The 20,612-nt window shown below is 63.7% G+C and carries 21 protein-coding genes and 1 pseudogene; 13 read left to right on the top strand and 9 right to left on the bottom strand.

The window, feature by feature from the left end:
* Position 1 precedes the first annotated feature (1 nt).
* Together LB564_RS29580 and carA are read right to left on the bottom strand one after the other, a co-directional pair.
* Positions 2–340 (bottom strand): helix-turn-helix transcriptional regulator, encoded by a 339-nt coding sequence (locus LB564_RS29580; protein WP_224542624.1) that lies wholly within the window; start codon positions 338–340, stop codon positions 2–4.
* Between the two features lie 157 nt (positions 341–497).
* Complete coding sequence (gene carA / locus LB564_RS29575; protein ID WP_224542623.1) at positions 498–1,703, bottom strand: glutamine-hydrolyzing carbamoyl-phosphate synthase small subunit; 1,206 nt, start codon at positions 1,701–1,703, stop codon at positions 498–500.
* Between the two features lie 273 nt (positions 1,704–1,976).
* Here carA and LB564_RS29570 point away from each other — a divergent pair, with 273 nt between their 5' ends.
* Positions 1,977–2,426, top strand: a complete 450-nt coding sequence (locus LB564_RS29570; protein WP_224542622.1) for a GatB/YqeY domain-containing protein — start codon at positions 1,977–1,979, stop codon at positions 2,424–2,426.
* A 30-nt stretch (positions 2,427–2,456) separates the two neighbouring features.
* On the opposite strand, the gene LB564_RS29565 is transcribed toward LB564_RS29570, so the two are convergent.
* Positions 2,457–3,053 (bottom strand): TetR/AcrR family transcriptional regulator, encoded by a 597-nt coding sequence (locus LB564_RS29565; RefSeq protein ID WP_224542621.1) that lies wholly within the window; start codon positions 3,051–3,053, stop codon positions 2,457–2,459.
* A gap of 125 nt (positions 3,054–3,178) precedes the next feature.
* On the opposite strand from LB564_RS29565, the gene LB564_RS29560 reads away from it, so the two are divergent.
* Positions 3,179–3,883, top strand: a complete 705-nt coding sequence (locus LB564_RS29560; protein WP_224542620.1) for a DUF4336 domain-containing protein — start codon at positions 3,179–3,181, stop codon at positions 3,881–3,883.
* Here the strand turns inward: LB564_RS29560 and LB564_RS29555 are convergent, their stop codons facing one another.
* A complete protein-coding gene (locus LB564_RS29555) occupies positions 3,884–4,810 on the bottom strand; it encodes a LysR family transcriptional regulator (RefSeq protein ID WP_224542619.1) in 927 nt (308 codons plus the stop codon). It abuts the gene before it with no gap.
* Positions 4,811–4,909: 99 nt separating this feature from the next.
* Here LB564_RS29555 and LB564_RS29550 point away from each other — a divergent pair, with 99 nt between their 5' ends.
* On the top strand, positions 4,910–5,701 hold the full coding sequence (locus LB564_RS29550; RefSeq protein ID WP_224542618.1) for an alpha/beta fold hydrolase: 792 nt from the start codon (positions 4,910–4,912) through the stop codon (positions 5,699–5,701).
* A 28-nt stretch (positions 5,702–5,729) separates the two neighbouring features.
* Here LB564_RS29550 and LB564_RS29545 read toward each other — a convergent pair whose 3' ends face one another.
* Positions 5,730–6,713 carry a murein L,D-transpeptidase catalytic domain family protein gene (locus LB564_RS29545; RefSeq protein ID WP_224542617.1) on the bottom strand — a complete coding sequence of 328 codons (984 nt, stop codon included), beginning with the start codon at positions 6,711–6,713 and terminating at the stop codon, positions 5,730–5,732.
* A 398-nt stretch (positions 6,714–7,111) separates the two neighbouring features.
* Here LB564_RS29545 and LB564_RS29540 point away from each other — a divergent pair.
* Positions 7,112–7,821 (top strand): annotated as a pseudogene (locus LB564_RS29540) (DNA helicase).
* A 51-nt stretch (positions 7,822–7,872) separates the two neighbouring features.
* Positions 7,873–8,430 carry a GNAT family N-acetyltransferase gene (locus LB564_RS29535; protein WP_224542616.1) on the top strand — a complete coding sequence of 186 codons (558 nt, stop codon included), beginning with the start codon at positions 7,873–7,875 and terminating at the stop codon, positions 8,428–8,430.
* Between the two features lie 75 nt (positions 8,431–8,505).
* Here LB564_RS29535 and LB564_RS29530 read toward each other — a convergent pair whose 3' ends face one another.
* The gene (locus LB564_RS29530) at positions 8,506–9,690 is read right to left on the bottom strand and encodes an MFS transporter (RefSeq protein WP_224542615.1); all 1,185 of its coding nucleotides are present in this window, start codon (positions 9,688–9,690) and stop codon (positions 8,506–8,508) included.
* 145 nt (positions 9,691–9,835) lie between these two features.
* Positions 9,836–11,500, bottom strand: a complete 1,665-nt coding sequence (locus tag LB564_RS29525) for a Na/Pi cotransporter family protein (protein WP_224542614.1) — start codon at positions 11,498–11,500, stop codon at positions 9,836–9,838.
* 371 nt (positions 11,501–11,871) lie between these two features.
* Here LB564_RS29525 and LB564_RS29520 point away from each other — a divergent pair, with 371 nt between their 5' ends.
* From LB564_RS29520 to rpoD, 5 genes are all read left to right on the top strand, one after another.
* The gene (locus LB564_RS29520; protein ID WP_140709932.1) at positions 11,872–12,240 is read left to right on the top strand and encodes an RcnB family protein; all 369 of its coding nucleotides are present in this window, start codon (positions 11,872–11,874) and stop codon (positions 12,238–12,240) included.
* A gap of 154 nt (positions 12,241–12,394) precedes the next feature.
* Positions 12,395–12,673, top strand: coding sequence for a type II toxin-antitoxin system RelE/ParE family toxin (locus tag LB564_RS29515; protein WP_224542694.1), 279 nt, complete (start codon positions 12,395–12,397; stop codon positions 12,671–12,673).
* Positions 12,674–12,688: 15 nt separating this feature from the next.
* Positions 12,689–12,976 carry a HigA family addiction module antitoxin gene (locus tag LB564_RS29510; RefSeq protein WP_224542693.1) on the top strand — a complete coding sequence of 96 codons (288 nt, stop codon included), beginning with the start codon at positions 12,689–12,691 and terminating at the stop codon, positions 12,974–12,976.
* Between the two features lie 126 nt (positions 12,977–13,102).
* Positions 13,103–15,037: a DNA primase gene (dnaG, locus tag LB564_RS29505; RefSeq protein ID WP_140709934.1), complete on the top strand. Its 1,935-nt coding sequence runs from the start codon at positions 13,103–13,105 to the stop codon at positions 15,035–15,037.
* Between the two features lie 425 nt (positions 15,038–15,462).
* A complete protein-coding gene (gene rpoD / locus LB564_RS29500; RefSeq protein WP_224542613.1) occupies positions 15,463–17,487 on the top strand; it encodes an RNA polymerase sigma factor RpoD in 2,025 nt (674 codons plus the stop codon).
* 59 nt (positions 17,488–17,546) lie between these two features.
* On the opposite strand, the gene LB564_RS29495 is transcribed toward rpoD, so the two are convergent.
* Positions 17,547–18,605, bottom strand: coding sequence for a TauD/TfdA family dioxygenase (locus tag LB564_RS29495; RefSeq protein ID WP_224542612.1), 1,059 nt, complete (start codon positions 18,603–18,605; stop codon positions 17,547–17,549).
* A gap of 273 nt (positions 18,606–18,878) precedes the next feature.
* On the opposite strand from LB564_RS29495, the gene LB564_RS29490 reads away from it, so the two are divergent.
* From LB564_RS29490 to LB564_RS29480, 3 genes are all read left to right on the top strand, one after another.
* Positions 18,879–19,172, top strand: a complete 294-nt coding sequence (locus tag LB564_RS29490; RefSeq protein WP_224542611.1) for a GYD domain-containing protein — start codon at positions 18,879–18,881, stop codon at positions 19,170–19,172.
* An 84-nt stretch (positions 19,173–19,256) separates the two neighbouring features.
* Positions 19,257–19,520: a DUF333 domain-containing protein gene (locus LB564_RS29485; RefSeq protein ID WP_140709942.1), complete on the top strand. Its 264-nt coding sequence runs from the start codon at positions 19,257–19,259 to the stop codon at positions 19,518–19,520.
* A gap of 20 nt (positions 19,521–19,540) precedes the next feature.
* The gene (locus LB564_RS29480) at positions 19,541–19,909 is read left to right on the top strand and encodes a thiol-disulfide oxidoreductase DCC family protein (protein WP_224542610.1); all 369 of its coding nucleotides are present in this window, start codon (positions 19,541–19,543) and stop codon (positions 19,907–19,909) included.
* A gap of 51 nt (positions 19,910–19,960) precedes the next feature.
* On the opposite strand, the gene LB564_RS29475 is transcribed toward LB564_RS29480, so the two are convergent.
* Positions 19,961–20,218, bottom strand: a complete 258-nt coding sequence (locus LB564_RS29475; protein ID WP_140709946.1) for a DUF2798 domain-containing protein — start codon at positions 20,216–20,218, stop codon at positions 19,961–19,963.
* Positions 20,219–20,612: the final 394 nt, after the last annotated feature.

Genomic DNA, 20,612 nt, shown 5'->3' with positions numbered 1-20,612 from the left:
ATCAGGCTTCAATCCATTCGCCAGGGACATCCAACGCCTTTGCCAGCATCGTGCTGGTTTGCGCGAAGGGTTTGCGGCAATTGGATTCAATGTCCGACAGGAAACCCTGACTGACCCCAATGGTCCGCGCCAGGTCGGCTTGCGTCAGCTTGCGCCAGTTGCGAAGCGCCTTGAGGCGGCTGGAACCTCGCAAAATACCCATGGTCACCTCGGCGGGCAGGGCCTTTTCAGCTTTGAACTCAGACTTCCGCTCATCGTAGATCGCCACATCCGCGGCGTCTTCCCAGGCTTCTTCGGCCGCATGCAGCAATGCCTCGTAATCGGCCTTCGGGATTACCACCAGTTCTTCGCCGGTTGAGGTTTTATGATCTGCGGGCGTTCATGACTTCACGTCCTATGGCCTGCTGTAGGTCGTCGTTTCACGCTTGCCGATATAGATCGCAAGGATCTATCGCTTCCTGTTAAGCGATATTATCGCAGTCGCCGATTCTGCGGGATCAAGCCCGCTCGGCCAGCAATTCCTCGCCGCGCTTTTGCCGGATCAGGTTGACGAAGCGGCGGAACAGGTAGTGCGAATCCTGCGGGCCGGGGGAGGCCTCGGGGTGATGCTGGACCGAGAACACCGGACGGCCGGTGAGCGCGATGCCGCAGTTCGAGCCGTCGAACAGCGAGACATGGGTCTCCTCCACGCCCTCGGGCAGCGAGTCGGCATCGACGGCAAAGCCGTGGTTCATGGAGACGATCTCGACCTTGCCCGTGGTGTGATCCTTGACGGGGTGGTTGGCGCCGTGATGGCCCTGATGCATCTTGGCGGTCCTGCCGCCCAGCGCCAGCGCCAGCATCTGGTGGCCGAGGCAAATGCCGAACACGGGGATGTCGGTCTTGAGCAAATCCCTGATCACCGGCACGGCATAATCGCCGGTGGCTTCCGGGTCGCCGGGGCCGTTGGAGAGGAAAATGCCGTCGGGTTGCATGGCAAGGATCTCTTCCGAACCGGTGCTGGCCGGAACCACCGTCACCTTGGCGCCGAGGCCGGCAAGCAGGCGCAATATGTTGCGCTTGACGCCGTAGTCGATCGCCACGACGTGCAAGGAGGGGTCGCCCTGTTCGCCAAAGCCTTCGTTCCACACCCAGGGCGTCTCGCGCCAGACCGAGGACTGGCCCGAGGTGACCTCCTTGGCGAGGTCGAGCCCGATCAGGCCCGACCATGCCGCGGCGCGGCTCTTCAGGTCGGCGAGGTCGAAGACGCCGTCGGGCGCATGCGCGATGACGGCGTTGGGCATGCCCTTTTCGCGGATCAGCGCGGTCAGCGCGCGGGTGTCGATGCCCGAGAGCGCGACGATGCCGCGCTTCTTCAGCCACTGGTCGAGATCGCCGGCTGCGCGATAATTGGACGGGTTGGTGACATCGGCCTTGAACACGGCGCCGACGGCGCCGGCGCGAGAGGCGGGGTTGAGGTCTTCGATGTCCTCGCCATTGGTGCCGACATTGCCGATATGCGGGAAAGTGAAGGTGACGATCTGGCCGGCATAGGACGGGTCGGTGAGGATCTCCTGATAGCCGGTGAGTGCCGTGTTGAAGCAGACTTCGGCCACGGCCGAGCCGGTGGCGCCAAGGCCGCGCCCCTCGATGACGGTGCCGTCCGCCAATACCAGAAGGGCGGTCGGCTTTTCGGTGGTCCAGGCAGGCGTCATTTCGGCCATGGCGGCACTCCTATCGGGCACGTTGCAACCGGCCCGGTGGGCCATCCGCGCGGCAAACGGCGCGAAGCGGCGAATTCGCGGCTCCACGCACTCAAGCTTCAGTTCATGCAAGGCCCAGTACATAGGGGAAGGGGGCAGGCCGGTCAATGATCATGCGAAATGCGGCTTTGATTTATTTCATCAAGCAAAATCAGAGGCTTGCCGTGGCATTTGAGGGTTTGCGTTGGCCTGCCCCCGGCGCTATTGTCCGCGCCGACCGAAGGAGAGAGACCAATGCGCGCAAAAATCGCCGAATCCCTGAAGGCCGCGATGAAGGCGCAGGACAAGCACCGGCTGCCGACATTGCGGCTGATCCAGGCCGCCATCCACGACCGCGACATCGCCAATCGCGGTGCCGGCAAGGAGCCCGCCAGCGACGAGGAAATCCTGCAGATCCTGGCCAAGATGGTGAAGCAGCGCGAGGAATCGGCGAAGGCATTCGAAGACGGCAAGCGCCCGGAACTGGCGGCGCAGGAGCGTGGCGAGATGGAGATCATCCGCGGCTTCCTGCCGACGCAGCTGGACGATGCGGCGATCATCGCCGCAGCGCGCGAGGCGATCGCCGAGACCGGCGCGGCCAGCCAGAAGGACATGGGCAAGGTGATCGCCGCGCTGAAGCAGAAATACGCCGGCCAGATGGATTTCGGCAAGGCCAGCGGCATCGTCAAGGGGTTGTTGCAGTAGGGCTCCCTGGCTGTCGTTCGTTCGAATCTTTCAGCTTTCGCCGATCCGGTCCGGCGCGCGTTCGCCGATGCCTTCGACGACAATGCGGATGATGTGCCTGATCTCCGCCTCGCTGAAGGAACCTGCCGAGAGTGCCGAAAGCATTGCCTGGCCGTATATGCCGAGCAGGACCAGCGCCATGAAATTGGCGTCGTCGTCGCCACGGACGACGCCTTGCCGCTGGCCCAGCACGAGAAGGTCCCGCACGAGGCCCTGAAAGGACGGGCGGTCGGGCGGCGGTTGCAGGGACGGGCGCTCGGCCGGGGCCAGGGCCAGCCTAGCGAGTGAAGGATTGGCCAGGCACCAGCGCGCACTGTCGAGAAAGACGATCTCCAGCAATTTGAAGACGTCCTCGTTCGCAGCCATGCGGGCGCGATAGGCGGCGTCCTCCGCCTCGACGCGGGCGATCAGGTGCAGCGCGATCTCCTCTTTCGAATTGAACAGATTGTAGACCGTCTTGCGGGTCAGCCCCGCGCGCGTCGCGATTTCCTCCACCGACGTGTTGGCGAAGCCGAGATCCCGGAACGCCCGATCGGCGGCGTCGAGGATGAGATTTCGCGACCGTTCAGTTCGCTTCGAGGTTGTCATTTTTATACCTTAGTGTAAATTTACACATATGTAAAATTTAGGCTCGCAAACACGGCCGGACTCACCGGCAACGGTCCGATGTGGCGCGCCGGAGTTCAAGCGGCTCCCCTGGAAGGGTTGTGCACATGGTTGGCATTCTGAGCGAATTCGGCCCCGGCATCTGGATCGCGGACGGCCCCGATGTGACGGCGGCGGCCGGCTTCCGCTATCCGACACGCATGGCCGTTATTCGGATGTCGAGCGGTGGCCTCTTCGTCTGGTCGCCGACCGAATTGACCGACGCGGTTCGCAGCGAGGTGGACGCGCTGGGCGAGGTGCGTTTCCTGATCGCGCCCAATTCGCTCCATCACGTCTTCCTCGCCGACTGGCAGCGCGGCTATCCCGAGGCCAGGGTCTACGCATCGCCCGGCTTGCGTGAGAAACGCCGCGACATTCGTTTCGACGGGGATCTCGGCGACAGGCCGGCCGCCGAATGGGCCGGCGATCTCGACCAGGTCGCCATGCACGGCAGCCGGATCACGACCGAGATCGTCTTTTTCCATCGTGCAAGCAGGACTGTTCTGTTCACCGATCTTATCCAGCACTTCCGCCCTGGATGGTTCATGGGCTGGCGGGCGCTGGTCGCCCGGCTGGACCTGATGGTGGCCGCCGAACCCTCGGTGCCGCGCAAATTCCGCGCTGCCTTCACCGATCGGCCCGCCGCGCGCGCCGCCATCGCGCGCGTCCTGGCCTGGCCGGCCGAAAAGGTGCTGATGGCGCATGGCGAACCGGTCACCGAAGGCGGTCAGGCCTTCATCCGCCGCGCCTTCCGCTGGCTGGTGGATTCTTAACTAGGAGGCAGCCGTCCGAAACTCCAGCGCGCGGCGCAAAGCCGGTGCCTCATGCTGGATGTGATCCCACAGACGGTTGGCGATCGGCCCATGCGGCCGGTCGCGGCGGCGCGCCACGACCAATTCGTCGGTGCGGCCCGGCAAATGACTGGCGGCAATGGATAATAGCTGTCCGTCGCGCAGCTCTTCCGCGATCAGGAAGTGGGGCAGGTGGCCCCAGCCGAGGCCTTGCAGGATGATTTCCTTCTTCATGGCTTGATCGGGGACCAGACATTGCGGCGCGCCCTCGACCACGAAGTAGTCCTGTCGTGGCGAATGCAAGGCGGTGTCGCGCATCACGCATTGGGTGAATGCCTGCATCTTCTCCAATGTGATCGGTCGTTCGATGCGCGCGGGCAAAAAGCCCGGCGCCACCACGGGAATGAACGGCACCTTGCTGAGGTCGATCCATTCGATCCGTGCGTCGCCCTTGTCGATCCAGTGCAGGATCAGATCGGCTTTGTCGTCGAAAAGACGCTCCCATGGGCCGCCGACGGCTTCGAAATGGAGATGCAGACGGGTGCCGGGGCATTGGGCGAAGAAGCGTCCGAGCATGCCCAGCACCTGCGGGCGCGGGCAGAGGTCGCCGACCACGACATGGATTTCGCTTTCCTCGCCCATCGAAAGCTGGGCGGCATGGACGCGCAGGCCGTCCAGTTCGCGCAGCAGCAGCCGCGCGCGCCGCTGGAACGACAGCCCCGCCTCGGTCGCACGCACCCGATAGCCGCTGCGATCCAAAAGGACGAGGTCGAGCTGTCGTTCGAGCTTGGCGACGGCGGCGAACACCGCCGGATGCGAGCGATGCAGCATGGCAGCCGCCGGCTGAAAGCCGCCGGTACGGATGACGGCGTCGAAGCACTGGAGGTCGTGCAAGGTGAATTCGGCCATGTCAACTTTGGTTACAGAGATTGTCCTATCTTTGTAATATCACCAAAAACCGGCCACAGCTACGCTTTGCCTCATTCAACGTTCCAAGAGGACATCATCATGAGTGAGCTGAATTTCGTGACAACAGGCGACGGCGCGCGCATCGCCTACCGCTTCGACGGCGACGCCGGAAAACCGGTGTTGGTGCTGTCCAACTCCATCGCCACCACGCTGCACATGTGGGATGGGCAGGTCGGCGAGTTGTCCAGGCATTTCCGCGTTCTGCGCTACGATTTTCGCGGCCATGGCGGATCGAGCGTGCCAGTCGGCGCCTATTCGCTCGACCGGCTTGGCCGCGACGTAATCGAACTCATCGATGGGCTCGGCCTTGAACGCGTGCATTTCCTCGGCCTGTCGCTGGGCGGCTTCGTCGGCCAGTGGCTCGGCATCCACGCACCCGAGCGGATCGACCGGCTGATCCTGAGCAACACTTCGTCGCATCTGGCGCCGGCAAGTTACTTCGACGAGCGGATTGCCGTCGTGCGGCAGGCGCCGGACATGTCGGAAACCGCCGAAGTGTTCCTCAACAACTGGTTTCCCGCCCGGATGGTGGCGGCCAACGAACCGGTCATCGAGGAATTCCGCGCTATGCTGCTTGCGATCGACCGGCAAGGCCTGGCCGGTCTGTTCGCGGCGGTTCGCGATGCCGACCTTCGCCGCACGGTGGCGTTGATCTCCCGGCCGACGCTGGTGATCGCCGGCGAGCACGACACGGTGACGGCGGCGAGCCACAGCGAGTTGATCGCGGCAACGGTGCCCGGCGCAAAGCTTGTCGTGCTGCCCGCGGTCCACCTGTCGAACGTGGAATATCCCGCCGAGTTCAGGCGGGCCGTGCTCGATTTCCTGCGCTGAGCCGGAGCCGGGGGGCCGTGGGTATGTCTTACGGTTCCTTGCAGATCGGCAGCGGCTGCGCGGGTGGTGCGGGATGATCCTTCTTGTACTGGGCAATGACCGGCTCAAGGGTCTTTCGCGGCCAGAATTTCGGCGTGCCGATTTCCTTCAGGCAGGATGCGTTCCAATAGGTGCCCGATGAGGAATGGCCGCCCGCGACGGCGGCGATGTCGCGCGATTCCGGATAAATGTAGAGCGTCGTCGGATTGTCCTTGACCATCGCGATGAGCTGCGCGGCATCGGTCGGCGACCAGCTGGTGCAGCCATTGCTGCGGCCGCCGGCATAGTCCACCAGCTTGCCGAACGGGACCATGCCGTCATGGTCGGCGTAGGAACTTTTCGGGCTCTTGCGCAGGCACATGCCGCGCAGCACCTGCGCCGCGTGGCCGCCGATCACGCGCTGCCTTGCGTTGGCGGCCTCGCCTTCGCCGTCGAACTGGATGAAGGTGCGTTGGAAAGCCACGTCCTGTTTCGCGGCGGTGCGATAGAAGCCCTTGAACGAGGTCTTCGCTTCACGGGTCATGTAGGCGCCGCCAGCGGTCAGTTCCGAATCCATGGCATTGCCGAAATTCCTGGCGCAGCGCCTGCCGTTCGAGAAATCGACGGTACCCTTGAGGTTTCGGCCGCCGCCATGGCCCGACGAAATCGCGCGAAACGACTGGCTGGCTTCGCACACGACATAGTAGCGGCGCCCGAGCACGCCATTGCCGAGATCGCCGGGACGGGTGGCGTCCATGGCGAAGTAGCAGGGGTTCCTGACGGCGCCCTGCGCCACCTTCTTCAGGTAAAGCGCGCGCGCCCGCTGCAGCACCACTTGCGAAATCTGGCCGTCACCGTCGCCGACATGGGCTTGAAGCCAGGCCGGAACGGCCGACGGCGCGGCAAAGGACCGGGCCGATACCGTCAAGGCCATGACGGCGACGAGGAGACCGAGGAGCGCAACGACACCCAAGGGGACAGATCTCAACCGCACCGGACCCATTCTCCTGTCGAAGCCGTTTCGTGATTCCCACGGTGAATCACCTGGGGACAATCATAAAATGCCGCGCGCCATCAGGCGAAACACATCTTGTTTAGCGCACGAGCAAGTATGCGCGAAGTGCCCAGGCCAACGCGCGGCCGTCATAGGCCGCCATGCTGGCTCAAGGCTTGCGGCAAGGCTCTCCATCCACGATTTTCGATCCGCCGGGATTGCGCTATGATCTGATTCTGGCGCGGCCCGCGCCTCCTCCCTCCGCCGGGAAAGCATCGTTCATGCGGGGCCATCCAATCATTGAACCGACTGTTCGAGCACATCTGCCAAACCGCCGTGCGGTTTGGCATGGCATAAGGAGGGGTTGCGAAAACTGCTCGCACCAGGAGGTTTTCGCGATGAGGCTATCCGCCCCCGTCTATCATCTGAAGCGCCAGGCCAGGCTATTGGCTCGTGAGACGAAGATACCGCTCCACCAGGCGCTTGACCGCGTCGCTGCGCAAGAAGGTTTTGCGAGCTGGAGCCTGCTTGCGGCCAAGGCCGCCGAGGCGGGACCCGCCGGCGGATTGTTTGCCCGACTGGCGCCCGGCGACCTCGTGCTGGTCGGCGCGCGTCCGGGGCACGGCAAGACGCTGATGAGCCTCGAACTCGCGGTGGAAGCGATGAAGTCGGGCCACCGTAGCGTGTTCTTCACGCTGGAATATACGCATGCCGATATTCTCGACAGGTTCCGCGCGATCGGGGTCGAGCCGGCCCGGTTCGACCGACTGTTCGAGTTCGACAATTCCGATACCATCAGCGCCGACTACATCGTCGCGCGGTTGGCATCGGCGCCGCGCGGCACGCTGGCGGTCATCGACTATCTGCAACTGCTCGACCAGAAGCGGGCGAATCCGGACCTGGCGCAGCAGGTCCGCACGCTGAAGGTTTTCGCACGCGACCGCGGTGTGGTCCTGGTCTTCATCTCGCAGATCGACCGGTCCTACGATCCCGCGGTCAAGCCGGTCCCGATATCAGCGACATCAGGCTGCCGAACCCGCTCGACCTGTCGCTGTTCAACAAGGCCTGCTTCCTGAACAAGGGCGAGATCCGCTTCCACGCGGCTTGAGTGCCCAGCCGTCCAGGGCTATGCCTGCTTCGTTTTCAGGAAGCATCGACCATGGTCGAGATCGTCAAACCGGCGCTTGAACATCTGCCATCCTACAAGGCGGCGCTCGAACGTGGCTGGTCGCCGGACAATGTGCGGCTCCTGGAAGCGACGCGCGAACAACTCGCGGCCATCGAGGAAGATCCGGCCGCCTTCCTGGCCAGCCTCGATGATACCGAAGCCAAGGGATCGCCCATCGCCTTGCCGGACGGAACACAGGCGCCGCGCCTGCCGGGATTCCGCCGCTGGATCTGGGACGGCGAGGCCTCGGGCTCGATCGGCTTTCGCTGGCAGAAGGGAACGGCCGAACTGCCATCGCACGTGCTTGGCCATATCGGCTATGCCGTGGTGCCGTGGAAGCGGGGACGCGGCTATGCCACGCAGGCGCTGCGGCTGATGCTGGACGAGGCGAGGGCGATCGGCCTGCCCTATGTCGAGATCACTGCCAAGCCGGGCAATCCGGCCTCCCACAAGGTGATCCTGGCCAATGGCGGCAGGCTGGTCGAACGCTTCTTCGAGGATGCCGCCTATGGCGGAGTGGAAAGCCTGCGGTTCCGGATCGATCTGTAGGCGCTATCGCCTTTGCACCTGATCGTAGAGCCAGTGCGAGAATTGCGGCTGCCGCACCGGCGCGTGGGCGACCTTCTATTCGGCGGCCGCCGGCAGGGGTGGTGTCACGTCGGCACGGCGTTCCCAGACATGCGAGGCAATGGCGACGATGACGGCGACCAGCATGGCAAGGGCGCCAGCAACCGGCAGACTGCGGTAACCATAGCCCGCATTGAGCATTGCGGCGCCGAGCGACGCGGCCAGCGCGATGCCGATATTGAAACCGGACGGGATGAGCGAGGCGGCGAGGCCGGAGGCGTCGGCCGTCCAGGCCAGGATGCGGGTCTGGATCGGGGTGCCGATGGCGAAGTTGAGCCCGCCCCAGGCGATGATCGCGACAACCATCGGCAGGGGGTAGGGGCTGACGGCATAGAGGACGGCCAGCGTCACCGCCTGCAGGGCCAGCATGGCGATCAGCGACGGCATCAATTTCCAGTCCGACAGTTTGCCGCCGAGGAAGACGCCAAGCGTGGCGCCGACGCCGTTGAGCAGCAGTACCCAGGGCACCAGGTTCTCGTCGAGCCCCGTGACGTCCAGCAGCGTCGGGGTGATGTAGGTGAACAGGCAGAACTGGCCGAGCATCAGCATCAGCATCAGGATCAGCGAGGTCCAGACCTGCTGGCGCGCCAGCACGCGGACCTCGCTGGCAAGGCTGGCCGATTTGGCCTGGTATCCGGCGGCGCGCGGCAACAGGGCGGCCATGGCAAGCGTTGCCGCCACGCCCAGCGCGCCCATCACCCAGAAGGTGGCGCGCCAGCCCCAGATGTTGCCGATCGCGGTGCCGGCCGGCACGCCGATGACGTTGGAGACGGTGAGGCCCGACAGGATGACGGCGACCGCCATGCCGCGCTGATCCTCGCGCACCAGGCCGACCGCGACCACCATGGCGACGCCGAAATAGGCGCCATGCGCGACCGCGACGGCAATGCGCAGCAACAGCATGGAGGTGAAGTCGGGCGCCAGCGCGCAGGCCGCCTGGCCGATGGTGAAGGCGACGGCGAGGCCGAGCAGCAACGTCTTGCGCGGCAGGCGCTTGGTGGCGAGCGCCAGCAGCGGGCCGCCGATCGCGATGCCGCAGGCATAGCCGGAGACGAGATAGCCGGAGGTCGGAACCGAAACGCCGAGCCCTTGCGCCACCTGCGGCAGCACGCCGGCGATGACGAATTCGGTGGTGCCGAACGCGAAAGCGGCAATGAACAGGGCGATGAGCGGCAACGACATGAAAAAGACCCCCGGAATGATGGGCTCAAACCATGGATGGGGGCGGCAGGCAATCCAGAAATTTTTGCCGCCGGTTTAGGTTTTCTTGAGTGGATGCGGGGCGTTTTTTCCTTCCCCCTGGGGAGAAGGAAAAACCGGCTACTTGTCAGCTCGCCTTCAGCCGCGATCCGAAGAGCAGGCCGCGCTCTTCCAGCACGGGGTAGGCCATCGACGCCAGCAGCGAGTTGATCTGCTTCAGGTCGCGGATGGTGTCGAGGTGGATCGAGCTGGTCTCGACGCTCCTGGCGGTGCCCTCGCGCAGCCGCAGGAAATGGCTGGCGCTGGTTTCCTTCTCGCGGTCGCGCAACTGGTCCTTTTCAAGCACCAGCTGGCGGGCGGTCTCGGGGTCGCGCGACACCAGCACGTTGAAGGCAAGCCGGGCATTGGCCAGCACCGAGGCGTGGAACGCACAGAGTTCACGCCAGCCTTCGGGCGTGAATTCCAGGCCGTGTTCGAGCTTCTTCTTCACATGCACCAGCATGTTGCGCACGATGATGTCGCCGACCTGCTCGAGCTTGACGCAGGCGCCGATCAATTCCTGGCAGCGCAGCGCCTCGTCTTCGGTCAGCGGGTTCTTGGTGACCTTGGCAAGGTAGAGTTTTATGGCCGCGTGCCTGCGGTCGACACGGTCGTCGAGGGCGGCCAGTGCCTTGATCTTGTCGGTATCGGCGCTCTCGTAGAGTTCGATGATGCGCTTGAGCATGATCTCGACCGTCTCGCAGACCCGCACCACTTCGCGCGTGGCGTTGGCCAAGGCCTGGCTTGGCACGTCGAGGGCGCTTTCGTTGAGGGCGGAGAGTTCGACGACGTCGAGCGTGGCGGCCGGCGCCGCCTTGGTGCCGAGCGCCACGATCCTTTCGGAGGCGCGGTAGACGAAACCGGCCAGCGGCAGGCCGGCGAGCAGGATGATGACGTTGAACAGGATGTGGGCGTTGACGATCTGGTCGGCAGCCGTCGCGCCGAGGAACCCGACATGCGGCCGCACGATCATGAACAGGATCAGCATGACCAGCGAGCCCAGCCCGCGCATCAGCAGATTGCCGATCGGCACGACGCGCACGGCGGGCCCGGACGAGCGGGTCAGCATCGGCGCGATGATCGAGGAGCCGAGATTGACGCCGAGGATGAGCACGACGCCGAGTTCCGGGCTGATCAGGCCGCGGCCGGCCAGCGTCGCCATCAGCAGGACTGCCGCGATGCTCGACTGGAACAGCCAGGTGACCAGCGCCGCCAGCAGATAGGCGGTGATGGAATCGCTGGAGAAATAATTGATGATGACCGGCATGAGCTGGCTGTTGCGCAGCGGCTCCGACGCCTGGCCGATCATCTCCAGCGACAGGATCAGAAGGCCGATGCCGACCAGGATACGGCCGGTCTGGCGCCAGTCGCGCCGCTCGGTGGCCATGAACATCACCGTGCCGGTGATCAGGCAGAGCGGCACCAGGAGCGTGAGGTCGAAGGTCAGGAGCTTGACCACCAAAGCCGAGCCGATCTCGGCGCCACGCACGGCGAGCTGGCCGGCGGCGCCCGAGACGATGCCGGAGCCGGCGAAGGAGCCGACCAGCAAGGTGACGGCGGTGGAGCTTTGCAGGGCGATCGCAAGACCGGTGCCGGCCAGCACCGCCATGATGGGATTGCGCATGGTGGCGCGCAGGCGATGACGCAGCACGTCGCCATAGGCGCGCTCGACGCCGGTCTTGACCATGCGGGTGGCAAACAGCATCAGCGCGACCGCGCCGGCCAGATGCAGAAGGACGACGGAGCCACTCATCGCGGTGCCTGCATGCGGGCATGGCGCGCGCGGGCAGCGTGGCGACCGGTGGCGAAAGCGAGGGTACGAATCATGGTCATGGCAGCCTTGGAATATAGCCGGAATATTTTAGCCGGATAATAAAAAATTGTCCATTTCAAGGGCAGCCGCAAGGCGACGGCCAGTGTCGGAAATGGACAGGCCGCAACTGATTGCAAGGGCTTGTGCGGTCGATCGGCCCGGTCCGCGGCGCTTCGGCGCCATCTTTGCGATGATGTTCAAATCTCTGGAATAAGAAGCGGAAATAATTACGCAATTGTAATGTGAATGTTCAGTTTCAGTTCATCCGCTGGCGGCTATTCCTCGGGCATCGACAACCAAGGAGACTTCCGATGAAACGCATTGTTCTTTCCGCTCTCGCTTTCTCGATGCTGGCCGCCACCTCGCTCACCGGCCAGGCCGCGCCGATGAATGCGCCGGTCGCGTCGCAGTCGAACTACACCAAGGTCGACTGGCAGAAGCCCGGCGACCACAGGGATGTGAAGAAGCGTGTCTTCAAGAAGAAGGTCGTGGTGAAGCGCAACCATTGGCGCAATGGCCAGAAATATTCCAACTGGAAGCGCCACCAGCCGATCCGCGACTATGGCCGCTACGGCCTGCACCGCCCCGGCCGTGGCCAGGAATGGATTCGCGTCGGCAATGACTATGTGCTGGTCGGCATCCTCTCCGGCGTCATCTTCGGTGCGCTTGCCGCGCAGTAAGCACTGACGACCGCCGGCATCTCGCTGGCCTTTCATAAGGAGGCGGCTCGCAGGCCGCCTTCTTGGCGCTGGTGACGTCGGCGCAAATCTGGAACCTGACCGATCGAGCCGCGAAGGGTTGTATCTTGTATAGTTACGGGATACATTGGTGGTCATGATTGTCGGGTTTCGGCACAAGGGCCTCGAAGCCTTTTTCCAAACGGGCTCGACACGAGGAATTCAGGCCGCGCATGCTGGCAAGCTCGGCCGTATCCTTGCTCTGCTCGACGTGGCCGCCGGCCCTCAGGACCTGAACATACCCGCCTTCAGACTGCATCCGCTCAAAGGCGAGTTGAAAGGACATTGGTCGATGTGGGTCAACGGCAATTGGCGCTTAACCTTTCGGTTCGCGGGAGCCAATGTCGAATTGGTTGACTACCAGGACTACCACTGACGGACAGAGATGATGATGATGAAGAACCCTCCTCACCCTGGTGAACTGCTCCGCGAAGACGTGCTTGCGCCGTTGGAACTGTCGGTGAAGGACGCTGCCGAACGTCTTGGCATGTCGCGCGTGGCGCTTTCGCGTGTCCTCAATGGTCGCGCGGCAATCAGTCCGAACCTCGCCGTCCGATTGGAGATGGCAGGCGTCAGTACCGCCCGTGCCTGGCTGTCGATGCAGACCAATTACGATCTGGCTCAGGCGATGAGACACGAACAGCCGGCTGTGCGCGCGTTACGCAAGGATGCCGCATAAGATCGCGCCTCTGTTGAGATATGGCCGCGACCGCTTTTGTTGCCCCTGTGGAAACCGGGCATCGTCCGCATTAGGGGTCGTCTGAAATCGCGGGCATGATTATATGGTGGCGAAACGAGTTGCCATATGCGCTTTCCACCCGCCTTCCTCGATGAGATACGCGACCGTGTGCCGATTTCCTCGGTCATCGGCCAGCGCGTCGCGTGGGATCGCAAGAAGACCAATGCGTCGCGCGGCGACTATTGGGCCTGCTGTCCGTTCCATGGCGAGAAGAGCCCGTCCTTCCATTGCGAGGACAAGAAGGGGCGTTACCACTGTTTCGGCTGCTCGGTCTCGGGCGATCATTTCAAGTTCCTCACCGAACTGGAGGGGTTGAGCTTTCCCGAGGCGGTCGAGAAGATCGCCGACATGGCCGGCGTGCCGATGCCGGTCCGCGATGCCCAGGAGGAGCGGCGCGAGAAGGAACGCGCCAGCCTGACCGATGTCATGGAGATGGCGACCGTCTTCTTCCAGGAACGCCTGCAAGGTCCCGAGGGCGCCAAGGCCCGCGCCTATCTCAGGGATCGTGGGCTGACGCCGGCGACACAGCAGTCGTTCCGGCTCGGCTTCGCGCCCGACAGCCGCAATGCGCTGAAGGAGCATCTGGCGGCCAAGGGCGTGCCGAAAGCCGATATCGAGGCCTGCGGCCTGGTGCGCCATGGCGACGACATTCCGGTCTCCTATGACTGGTTCCGCGACCGCATCATGTTCCCGATCCCGGATTCGCGCGGCAAGATCATCGCCTTCGGCGGTCGCGCGCTGGCGCCGGATGCGCTCGCCAAATACATGAACTCGCCCGATACCGAGCTCTTCCACAAGGGCAATGTGCTCTACAATTTCGCCCGCGCCCGCAAGGCGCTGGCGAAAGGCGGCACGGTGATCGCGGTCGAAGGCTACATGGACGTGATCGCGCTGGCGCAGGCCGGTTTCGAGAACGTCGTGGCGCCGCTTGGCACCGCGCTCACCGAAAACCAGCTCGAACTTCTGTGGCGCATGGCGCCGGAGCCGATGCTGTGCTTCGACGGCGACAAGGCCGGGCTGAAGGCGGCATGGCGGGCAGCCGACCTGGCACTGCCTTCGGTCCAGGCCGGACGCTCGGCGCGCTTCGCGCTGCTGCCGGAAGGCAAGGACCCCGACGACCTGGTCAAGGCCGAGGGGCCGGACGCCTTCCGCGCCGTACTGGCCGACGCGCGGCCGCTGGTCGATCTGCTCTGGATGCGCGAGACGGCGGGCGGCGTCTTCGACACGCCGGAACGGCGGGCGGAACTGGGAAAGACGCTGCGCGAACTCGCCAGCCGCATCCGCGACGAAAGCACGCGCTATCACTACCAGCAGGAAATGCGCGAACGCGAAAAGAGCTTCTTCGGCTCGCAGCGCGATACGCGGCAAGGGCGCCAGGACTGGAAACCGGGGCAGCAGGGCAAGGCAGCCGCACCCGGGGGCCAATTCGCGAAGCCTGGCGGCGGCCGCATGGCGATCACCGAAAGCCTCGGCCAATCGGCGCTGGTCAGGCGCGGCGAGGGGATGTCGGTGCGCGAGGCGACGATCATCGTGGCATTGGTCAACCATCCGGCGCTGATCGACGAGAATTTCGCCCATGTCGAGTTTCTCGACCTCGCCAATTCCGACCTGACGCGGCTGCACGCCGCCATCCTCGATGCGATGGCGCACGACATGGCCAATGACCGGCACGCGGTGGTGGCGACGATCGAGCGTGCCGGCTGCGCCGAAATCTGGGAGCGCGCCGTCGGCCTGATCAAGCGGGCGCGGCAGTGGCCGGCGCTGGAAACCGCGGCGCTCGAGGATGCCCGCGACGCGCTCAACCAGGCGCTGCACTTGCAGCGCAGCGCGCGCACCTTACATAAGGAGCTGAAACAGGCGGAAGCGGCGCTCGAGGCGGATCCTTCGGACGAAAACTTCCGCCATCTGATCGAAATTCAGGCGCAATTTCAGGATGTACAAGCGACGGAAGCGCTGATCGAAGGATTCGGCGTATCGTCGGGCAGGGCCGGGCGAGCCTAGTGCAACTGCGTACAGAAATGAAGGCGCCGCCACGCTTCCCTTGGGGGCGAGGCGCGCTAAGTCGGGTAATTGATTCGCTTTTTTCATGCGAATCATGCCAGTGGCGCTTGACCTTCGGACAGAATGGCGGAATCAGGACGATTCGAAACGTTAACCCGCACCCGCGTCGACGGGAAACAAGCGATGCAAGGGACTTGATCACTGGACAGGCGGCCCGGCTGCCACAGATATCAGGGTTAATCTGGACTTAATGTATGCCGCCCAAGAGTGGAACCGGTTTTGGGGCAACGGCATGCACCAAACAAAAGAGTGGATGCAGTTCATAGGCCCGGTGAAGCGCGTTTAGAAAACGGGCGTATCCGATTTGACTGGTCCGACAGCTTGAGCGGCCCCCGATGGCCGGCCGCTAGGAGAAGATAAAGACTATGGCGACAAAGGAAAAGGAAGAGGTCGAGACCGAACGCGAAGGCGCCACCGATGGGCCCCTGCTCGACCTTTCCGATGATGCTGTCAAGAAGATGATCAAGGCCGCCAAGAAGCGCGGCTATGTCACGCTCGACGAGCTCAATGCGGTGCTGCCCTCGGAAGAGACGGATCCGGACCGCATCGAAGACATCAATGCGATGCTGTCCGACATGGGCATCAATGTCGTCGAGGACGACGAGCAGGGAGAAGAGACCGAGGCCGGCGACACCGCCGCCGATGCCGAGGAAGACGCCAACGAGCTGGCCGAGCAGACCGGCACCGCCGTCGCGGCCACCACCACCAAGAAAGAGCCGACCGACCGCACGGACGATCCGGTGCGCATGTATCTGCGCGAAATGGGCTCGGTCGAGCTTCTGTCGCGCGAAGGCGAAATCGCCATCGCCAAGCGCATCGAGGCCGGCCGCGAGACGATGATCGCGGGCCTGTGCGAAAGCCCGCTGACCTTCCAGGCCATCATCATCTGGCGCGACGAGCTCAACGAATCCAAGATCCTGCTGCGCGAGATCATCGACCTCGAAGCCACCTATGCCGGCCCCGAAGCCAAGCAGGCGCCGGTGGTCGAACGCGTCGAGGAAGCGCCCAAGGCCGAGGAAAAGCCGCGTCGCGGACGCGACGATGAAGACGACATCACCAATGTCGGCGCCGATACGCGCGGCATTGGCGACGACGACGAGGAAGACGAGGACGAGGCGAGCCTGTCGCTGGCGGCGATGGAAGCGGAACTCCGCCCGCAGGTGATGGAGACGCTCGACGTCATCGCCGACACCTACAAGAAGCTGCGCAAGCTGCAGGACCAGCAGGTCGAGAACCGTCTGGCCGCCGCCGGCACGCTGTCGCCCAGCCAGGACCGCCGGCTGAAGGAGCTGAAGGACCAGCTGATCAAGGCGGTGAAGTCGCTGTCGCTCAACACCGCGCGCATCGAGGCGCTGGTCGAGCAGCTCTACGACATCAACAAGCGCCTGGTGCAGAACGAGGGCAAGCTCCTGCGGCTGGCCGAAAGCTACGGCGTGCGTCGTGAGGAGTTCCTGAAGGAATATCAGGGCTCCGAGCTCGATCCGAACTGGACGCGCTCGATCGCCAACCTGACCTCGCGCGGCTGGAAGGAATTCACCAAGAACGAGAAGGATGCGATCAAGGATCTGCGCGCCGAGATCCAGCACCTGGCCACCGAAACGGCGATCTCGATCCTGGAATTCCGCAAGATCGTCAACCAGGTGCAGAAGGGCGAGCGCGAAGCCGCGATCGCCAAGAAGGAAATGGTCGAGGCCAATCTGCGCCTCGTCATCTCGATCGCCAAGAAATACACCAATCGCGGCCTGCAGTTCCTCGACCTGATCCAGGAAGGCAATATCGGCCTGATGAAGGCGGTCGACAAATTCGAATACCGCCGCGGCTACAAGTTCTCGACCTACGCAACATGGTGGATCCGGCAGGCGATCACGCGTTCGATCGCCGACCAGGCGCGCACCATCCGCATCCCTGTGCACATGATCGAGACGATCAACAAGATCGTGCGCACCTCGCGCCAGATGCTGCACGAGATCGGCCGCGAGCCGACGCCGGAGGAACTGGCCGAAAAGCTCGCCATGCCGCTCGAAAAAGTGCGCAAGGTCTTGAAGATCGCCAAGGAGCCGATCTCGCTCGAAACGCCGGTCGGCGACGAGGAGGATTCGCACCTCGGTGATTTCATCGAAGACAAGATGGCGATCCTGCCGATCGACGCGGCGATCCAGGCCAATCTGCGCGAGACGACCACGCGCGTTCTGGCCTCGCTGACGCCGCGCGAGGAGCGTGTGCTGCGCATGCGCTTCGGCATCGGCATGAACACCGACCACACGCTGGAAGAAGTCGGCCAGCAGTTCTCGGTCACCCGCGAGCGTATCCGCCAGATCGAAGCCAAGGCGCTGCGCAAGCTCAAGCATCCTAGCCGCAGCCGCAAGCTGCGCAGCTTCCTGGACAGCTGAGTTGGTTTTTGTGACGAAGAGTCAAGGGCGCCGGTTGGCGCCCTTTTTCGTTTCTGGCGTCAAAGCAACGGCACGTTCAGCCGCGTCCCCTTGACGATGATGCCGCCCCGGTTGCCAACCTCGATCGAGCCGTAGCGCTGCCGGAAGCAGTCCGGCAGCGGGCGGTCGCCGGGGATCGACAGCCAAAGGCGCAACATATGACGCCGCTTGGCCGTTTCAGGCCAATCGCGAAAGCCCATACGGTCGTGAAGCAGCGAATGATTGTAGACGAACTGCATGTCGCCCGGCCGCAGCCGCATCGACAGGTTCAGCCGGGGATCATTGGCAAGGCTGTCGAAGAGGTCCAGTGCCTCCACATGGGCTGGAGTGAGGCGCATCGCATCGGGAAAGCGTTGCGCGCTGTCGATGTATTGGCGCTGGTAGATACCGGTCAGCAGCCCGGCATGCCAGTTGAGCACCGGGATTTCGAAATAGGGCTTTTGCCCCTCCGGTATTTCGCCGCGTCGGTCGGTGGCGATCGGATCAAACAGCAGGCGGGCGAGATCCGGCCGGCTTTCGCGCATCTCATTGTAGATCGTCACCGTGCTGACCAGCAGGGACTCGCCGCCTTGCATGGCGTCTTGCAGGCAGAGCAGGCCGACGACATCGGCGGAATCGGTGTGAAACGTCTGGCGCTCCGCCGTCTGGTAGATGCGGGTGGTGGCGTCCCTGGCGTTGGCGCCGATGTCGCGGACATGGCCGAGGACGTGGCCCTGGGCATTCTGCGAGCGCGCGCTTCCCAGATGGGCGCCCACACCGCAGAAGATGGTTGCCGCCATCTCGGCGGAATATCTTTCGACCGGCAGACCGCGCAGAACCTCGAAGCCGATGCCAGCGATCAGCTTTTCGCGAAGGGCGGCAAGATGGCCGGCCAGACGGGGCAAGGGGAAATCCGCCTTGGTCAGGCCGCCGATATCGCGCGAGCCGGCAAGAAAGCCGGCCGCGGCGGCTTCCAACTCCGCCACGTCCTGCTGCTCCAGTTCGACAAGCCATCGTTCAGGGTGCCTGGCCATGTCCTCGCCGGTCCAGGCGGCGGGAATGTCGATCTGTTGCGGCGGCAGGTCTGTCGTCTCGCGCATGAGGTTCTCCGGCTGGCTGGCCTCGAACGTTTTGCCGGGCTGAGGCCACGACGGAGATTGCCGCAATCAAGCTGCGTTTTAAACCGGTTTCAACTGGCCGCTCCCTCATGGTGCCGGCGCGGTAGTGCTTGCGGGACGTTGGCAGCGGGAGGATAATCCGATGTCGGATGCATTTTTCGGGCGACAACCCCGGAAGCCCCGCCCCGGTCGAGGCCGTGTCGACAGACCTGCGGCCTCAGCGCCGTGCTCCGTGGCCCCGGCGGGAGGTGTGCCATGACAAGCTACATCGTGCTGATGAACTGGACGGAGCAGGGCGCCAAGAATGTGCGCGAGTCACCCAAGCGGCTCGATGCCGCCAGGAAGCAACTGGGCGAGATGGGCGGATCGTTCAAGGCGTTCTACCTGACCATGGGTGAATACGACATGGTGGCGGTGGGCGAGGCGCCCGACGACGCGGTGCTGGCACGTTTCTCACTGATGCTCGCTGCTTCCGGCAACATCAGGACGCGGACGATGAAGGCCTTCCCCGAATTCGCCTACCGCGAGATCATCACCTCACTTGGATGATGCAAATCGGCGGCGTTTCCGGACCTTGCCGCTTATGGCATCTTGCCGCAAGACGGATCGGCGTCCTGCCCTGGGAGAACCGCGATGAGAAATGTCTCGATATTGGCCATCAGCCTCGCCGCGTTCTCCTGGACCCAGGCCGATGCCGGTCCGCCAAAACAGCTCGGCATGGCCAATCCGGCATCGGTCCATTGCGGTGCGATCGGCGGCCGCTTCGTGGTCAGGAGGGACAAGGCCGGAAACGAATACGGGTTTTGCCGCCTGCCCAACGGACGCTTGTGCGAGGAGTGGGCGCTGTTTCGCGACAACAAATGCATCGGGCCAAAGGCCGCGATGCGCGGCAAGTGATTGATGGCAGGGCAGGGCCAATGCTGACCGTCTGGTACAACACGCGTTGTCCGGTCTGCGATGCCGGCATCGGCAGGCAGAAGCGGCGGCTGATCGCGGCGGTCAAGGCCGGGCGGGTCGAGTTCCGCGACATCAACCTGGAGCCGGATGCGCTGTCGTTGCACGGCGCCTCGCTCGAGAACATCCGCCGCCGGCTGCATGCGACCGATGCCAAGGGTGAATTCCTCGTGGGCGCCGATGTCGCGATCGCCGTCTGGCGGATCACGCCGGGCGAGGGCTGGCTGGCTAGCCTGTTCGGCAATCGGCTCATGCTGCCGCTGACCCGCCTTGCCTATGATCGCTTCGCCGATCTTCTCTACGGCTGGAACCGGCGCAAGGGCCGCTGGTAGCGGTGACATGGGAAGGCCCGGCGAAAATCTCCGGGCCTCTGGTCGCTGGTTCTATCGCCTCGCTGGCTCACACAGCACCCCGACGATGCGGCGCACCATCGGCAGCACCAAGATCAGCGTCGGAAACGCCACCAGCCAGGACAAGCCCCAGGCGGTCATCCAGATGGAGGGCAGGTCCGGGTCGAAGCCAAGGCTTTTCAACGTCGAGATGAATGAGACGATGAAGGTCATCAGCAGCGACAGCACCAATGGGGTGAGGATCGCGGCATAGCGCGCGGGCAGCTTCCCGCGCCGAGGTCTTGCAGCCATTTGTGGAGTTTCCCTGAAGCATCCGGTCTCTCGCATGTGGCATCCGTTCGCCGATTTCGGCGAAATTGCCCGGAGGACCGGGAGTGGATGCGTTGCTTGACGTCAGACGCTTACGGAGCGGTCATTGACCCTCAAGCGCCTTCTAGCCGCGCGTTCCGGCGAAAGCAAGCCTCTGGCGCGACATTTAGATACATCGTAAGATATATCTTGACTCGGCGATCGGGTACGCCTAATTAAGATATATCGTAAGATAGAACTCAAGGAGCAATCAAATGCACAAGCACAATTTTGGGCACAATCATTCCGGCCATCATCATTTCGGCGAGCGCATGTTCATGCACATGGCCGGTAAATTCGGCGGCAGGGGGGGCGGCGGTTTCGGTCCGTTCGGGGG

The organism is Mesorhizobium sp. ES1-6 (genome assembly GCF_020164775.1).
GTDB lineage: Bacteria > Pseudomonadota > Alphaproteobacteria > Rhizobiales > Rhizobiaceae > Mesorhizobium.
The sequence above is the reverse complement of the archived record's forward strand: the minus strand, read 5'-3'. Positions and strand labels throughout refer to the sequence as shown.

What these genes read in the sequence shown, in the direction of transcription:
- LB564_RS29565 (WP_224542621.1), bottom strand. Translation starts at nt 3,053, where the DNA reads ATGACAACCTCGAAGCGAACTGAACGGTCGCGAAATCTCATCCTCGAC.
- LB564_RS29520 (WP_140709932.1), top strand. Translation starts at nt 11,872, where the DNA reads ATGAAACGCATTGTTCTTTCCGCTCTCGCTTTCTCGATGCTGGCCGCC.
- LB564_RS29570 (WP_224542622.1), top strand. Translation starts at nt 1,977, where the DNA reads ATGCGCGCAAAAATCGCCGAATCCCTGAAGGCCGCGATGAAGGCGCAG.
- LB564_RS29475 (WP_140709946.1), bottom strand. Translation starts at nt 20,218, where the DNA reads ATGGCTGCAAGACCTCGGCGCGGGAAGCTGCCCGCGCGCTATGCCGCG.
- LB564_RS29495 (WP_224542612.1), bottom strand. Translation starts at nt 18,605, where the DNA reads ATGCGCGAGACGACAGACCTGCCGCCGCAACAGATCGACATTCCCGCC.
- LB564_RS29560 (WP_224542620.1), top strand. Translation starts at nt 3,179, where the DNA reads ATGGTTGGCATTCTGAGCGAATTCGGCCCCGGCATCTGGATCGCGGAC.
- LB564_RS29555 (WP_224542619.1), bottom strand. Translation starts at nt 4,810, where the DNA reads ATGGCCGAATTCACCTTGCACGACCTCCAGTGCTTCGACGCCGTCATC.
- dnaG (WP_140709934.1), top strand. Translation starts at nt 13,103, where the DNA reads ATGCGCTTTCCACCCGCCTTCCTCGATGAGATACGCGACCGTGTGCCG.
- LB564_RS29485 (WP_140709942.1), top strand. Translation starts at nt 19,257, where the DNA reads ATGAGAAATGTCTCGATATTGGCCATCAGCCTCGCCGCGTTCTCCTGG.
- LB564_RS29515 (WP_224542694.1), top strand. Translation starts at nt 12,395, where the DNA reads ATGATTGTCGGGTTTCGGCACAAGGGCCTCGAAGCCTTTTTCCAAACG.
- LB564_RS29480 (WP_224542610.1), top strand. Translation starts at nt 19,541, where the DNA reads ATGCTGACCGTCTGGTACAACACGCGTTGTCCGGTCTGCGATGCCGGC.
- rpoD (WP_224542613.1), top strand. Translation starts at nt 15,463, where the DNA reads ATGGCGACAAAGGAAAAGGAAGAGGTCGAGACCGAACGCGAAGGCGCC.
- LB564_RS29530 (WP_224542615.1), bottom strand. Translation starts at nt 9,690, where the DNA reads ATGTCGTTGCCGCTCATCGCCCTGTTCATTGCCGCTTTCGCGTTCGGC.
- carA (WP_224542623.1), bottom strand. Translation starts at nt 1,703, where the DNA reads ATGGCCGAAATGACGCCTGCCTGGACCACCGAAAAGCCGACCGCCCTT.
- LB564_RS29525 (WP_224542614.1), bottom strand. Translation starts at nt 11,500, where the DNA reads ATGAGTGGCTCCGTCGTCCTTCTGCATCTGGCCGGCGCGGTCGCGCTG.
- LB564_RS29490 (WP_224542611.1), top strand. Translation starts at nt 18,879, where the DNA reads ATGACAAGCTACATCGTGCTGATGAACTGGACGGAGCAGGGCGCCAAG.
- LB564_RS29510 (WP_224542693.1), top strand. Translation starts at nt 12,689, where the DNA reads ATGATGAAGAACCCTCCTCACCCTGGTGAACTGCTCCGCGAAGACGTG.
- LB564_RS29535 (WP_224542616.1), top strand. Translation starts at nt 7,873, where the DNA reads ATGGTCGAGATCGTCAAACCGGCGCTTGAACATCTGCCATCCTACAAG.
- LB564_RS29550 (WP_224542618.1), top strand. Translation starts at nt 4,910, where the DNA reads ATGAGTGAGCTGAATTTCGTGACAACAGGCGACGGCGCGCGCATCGCC.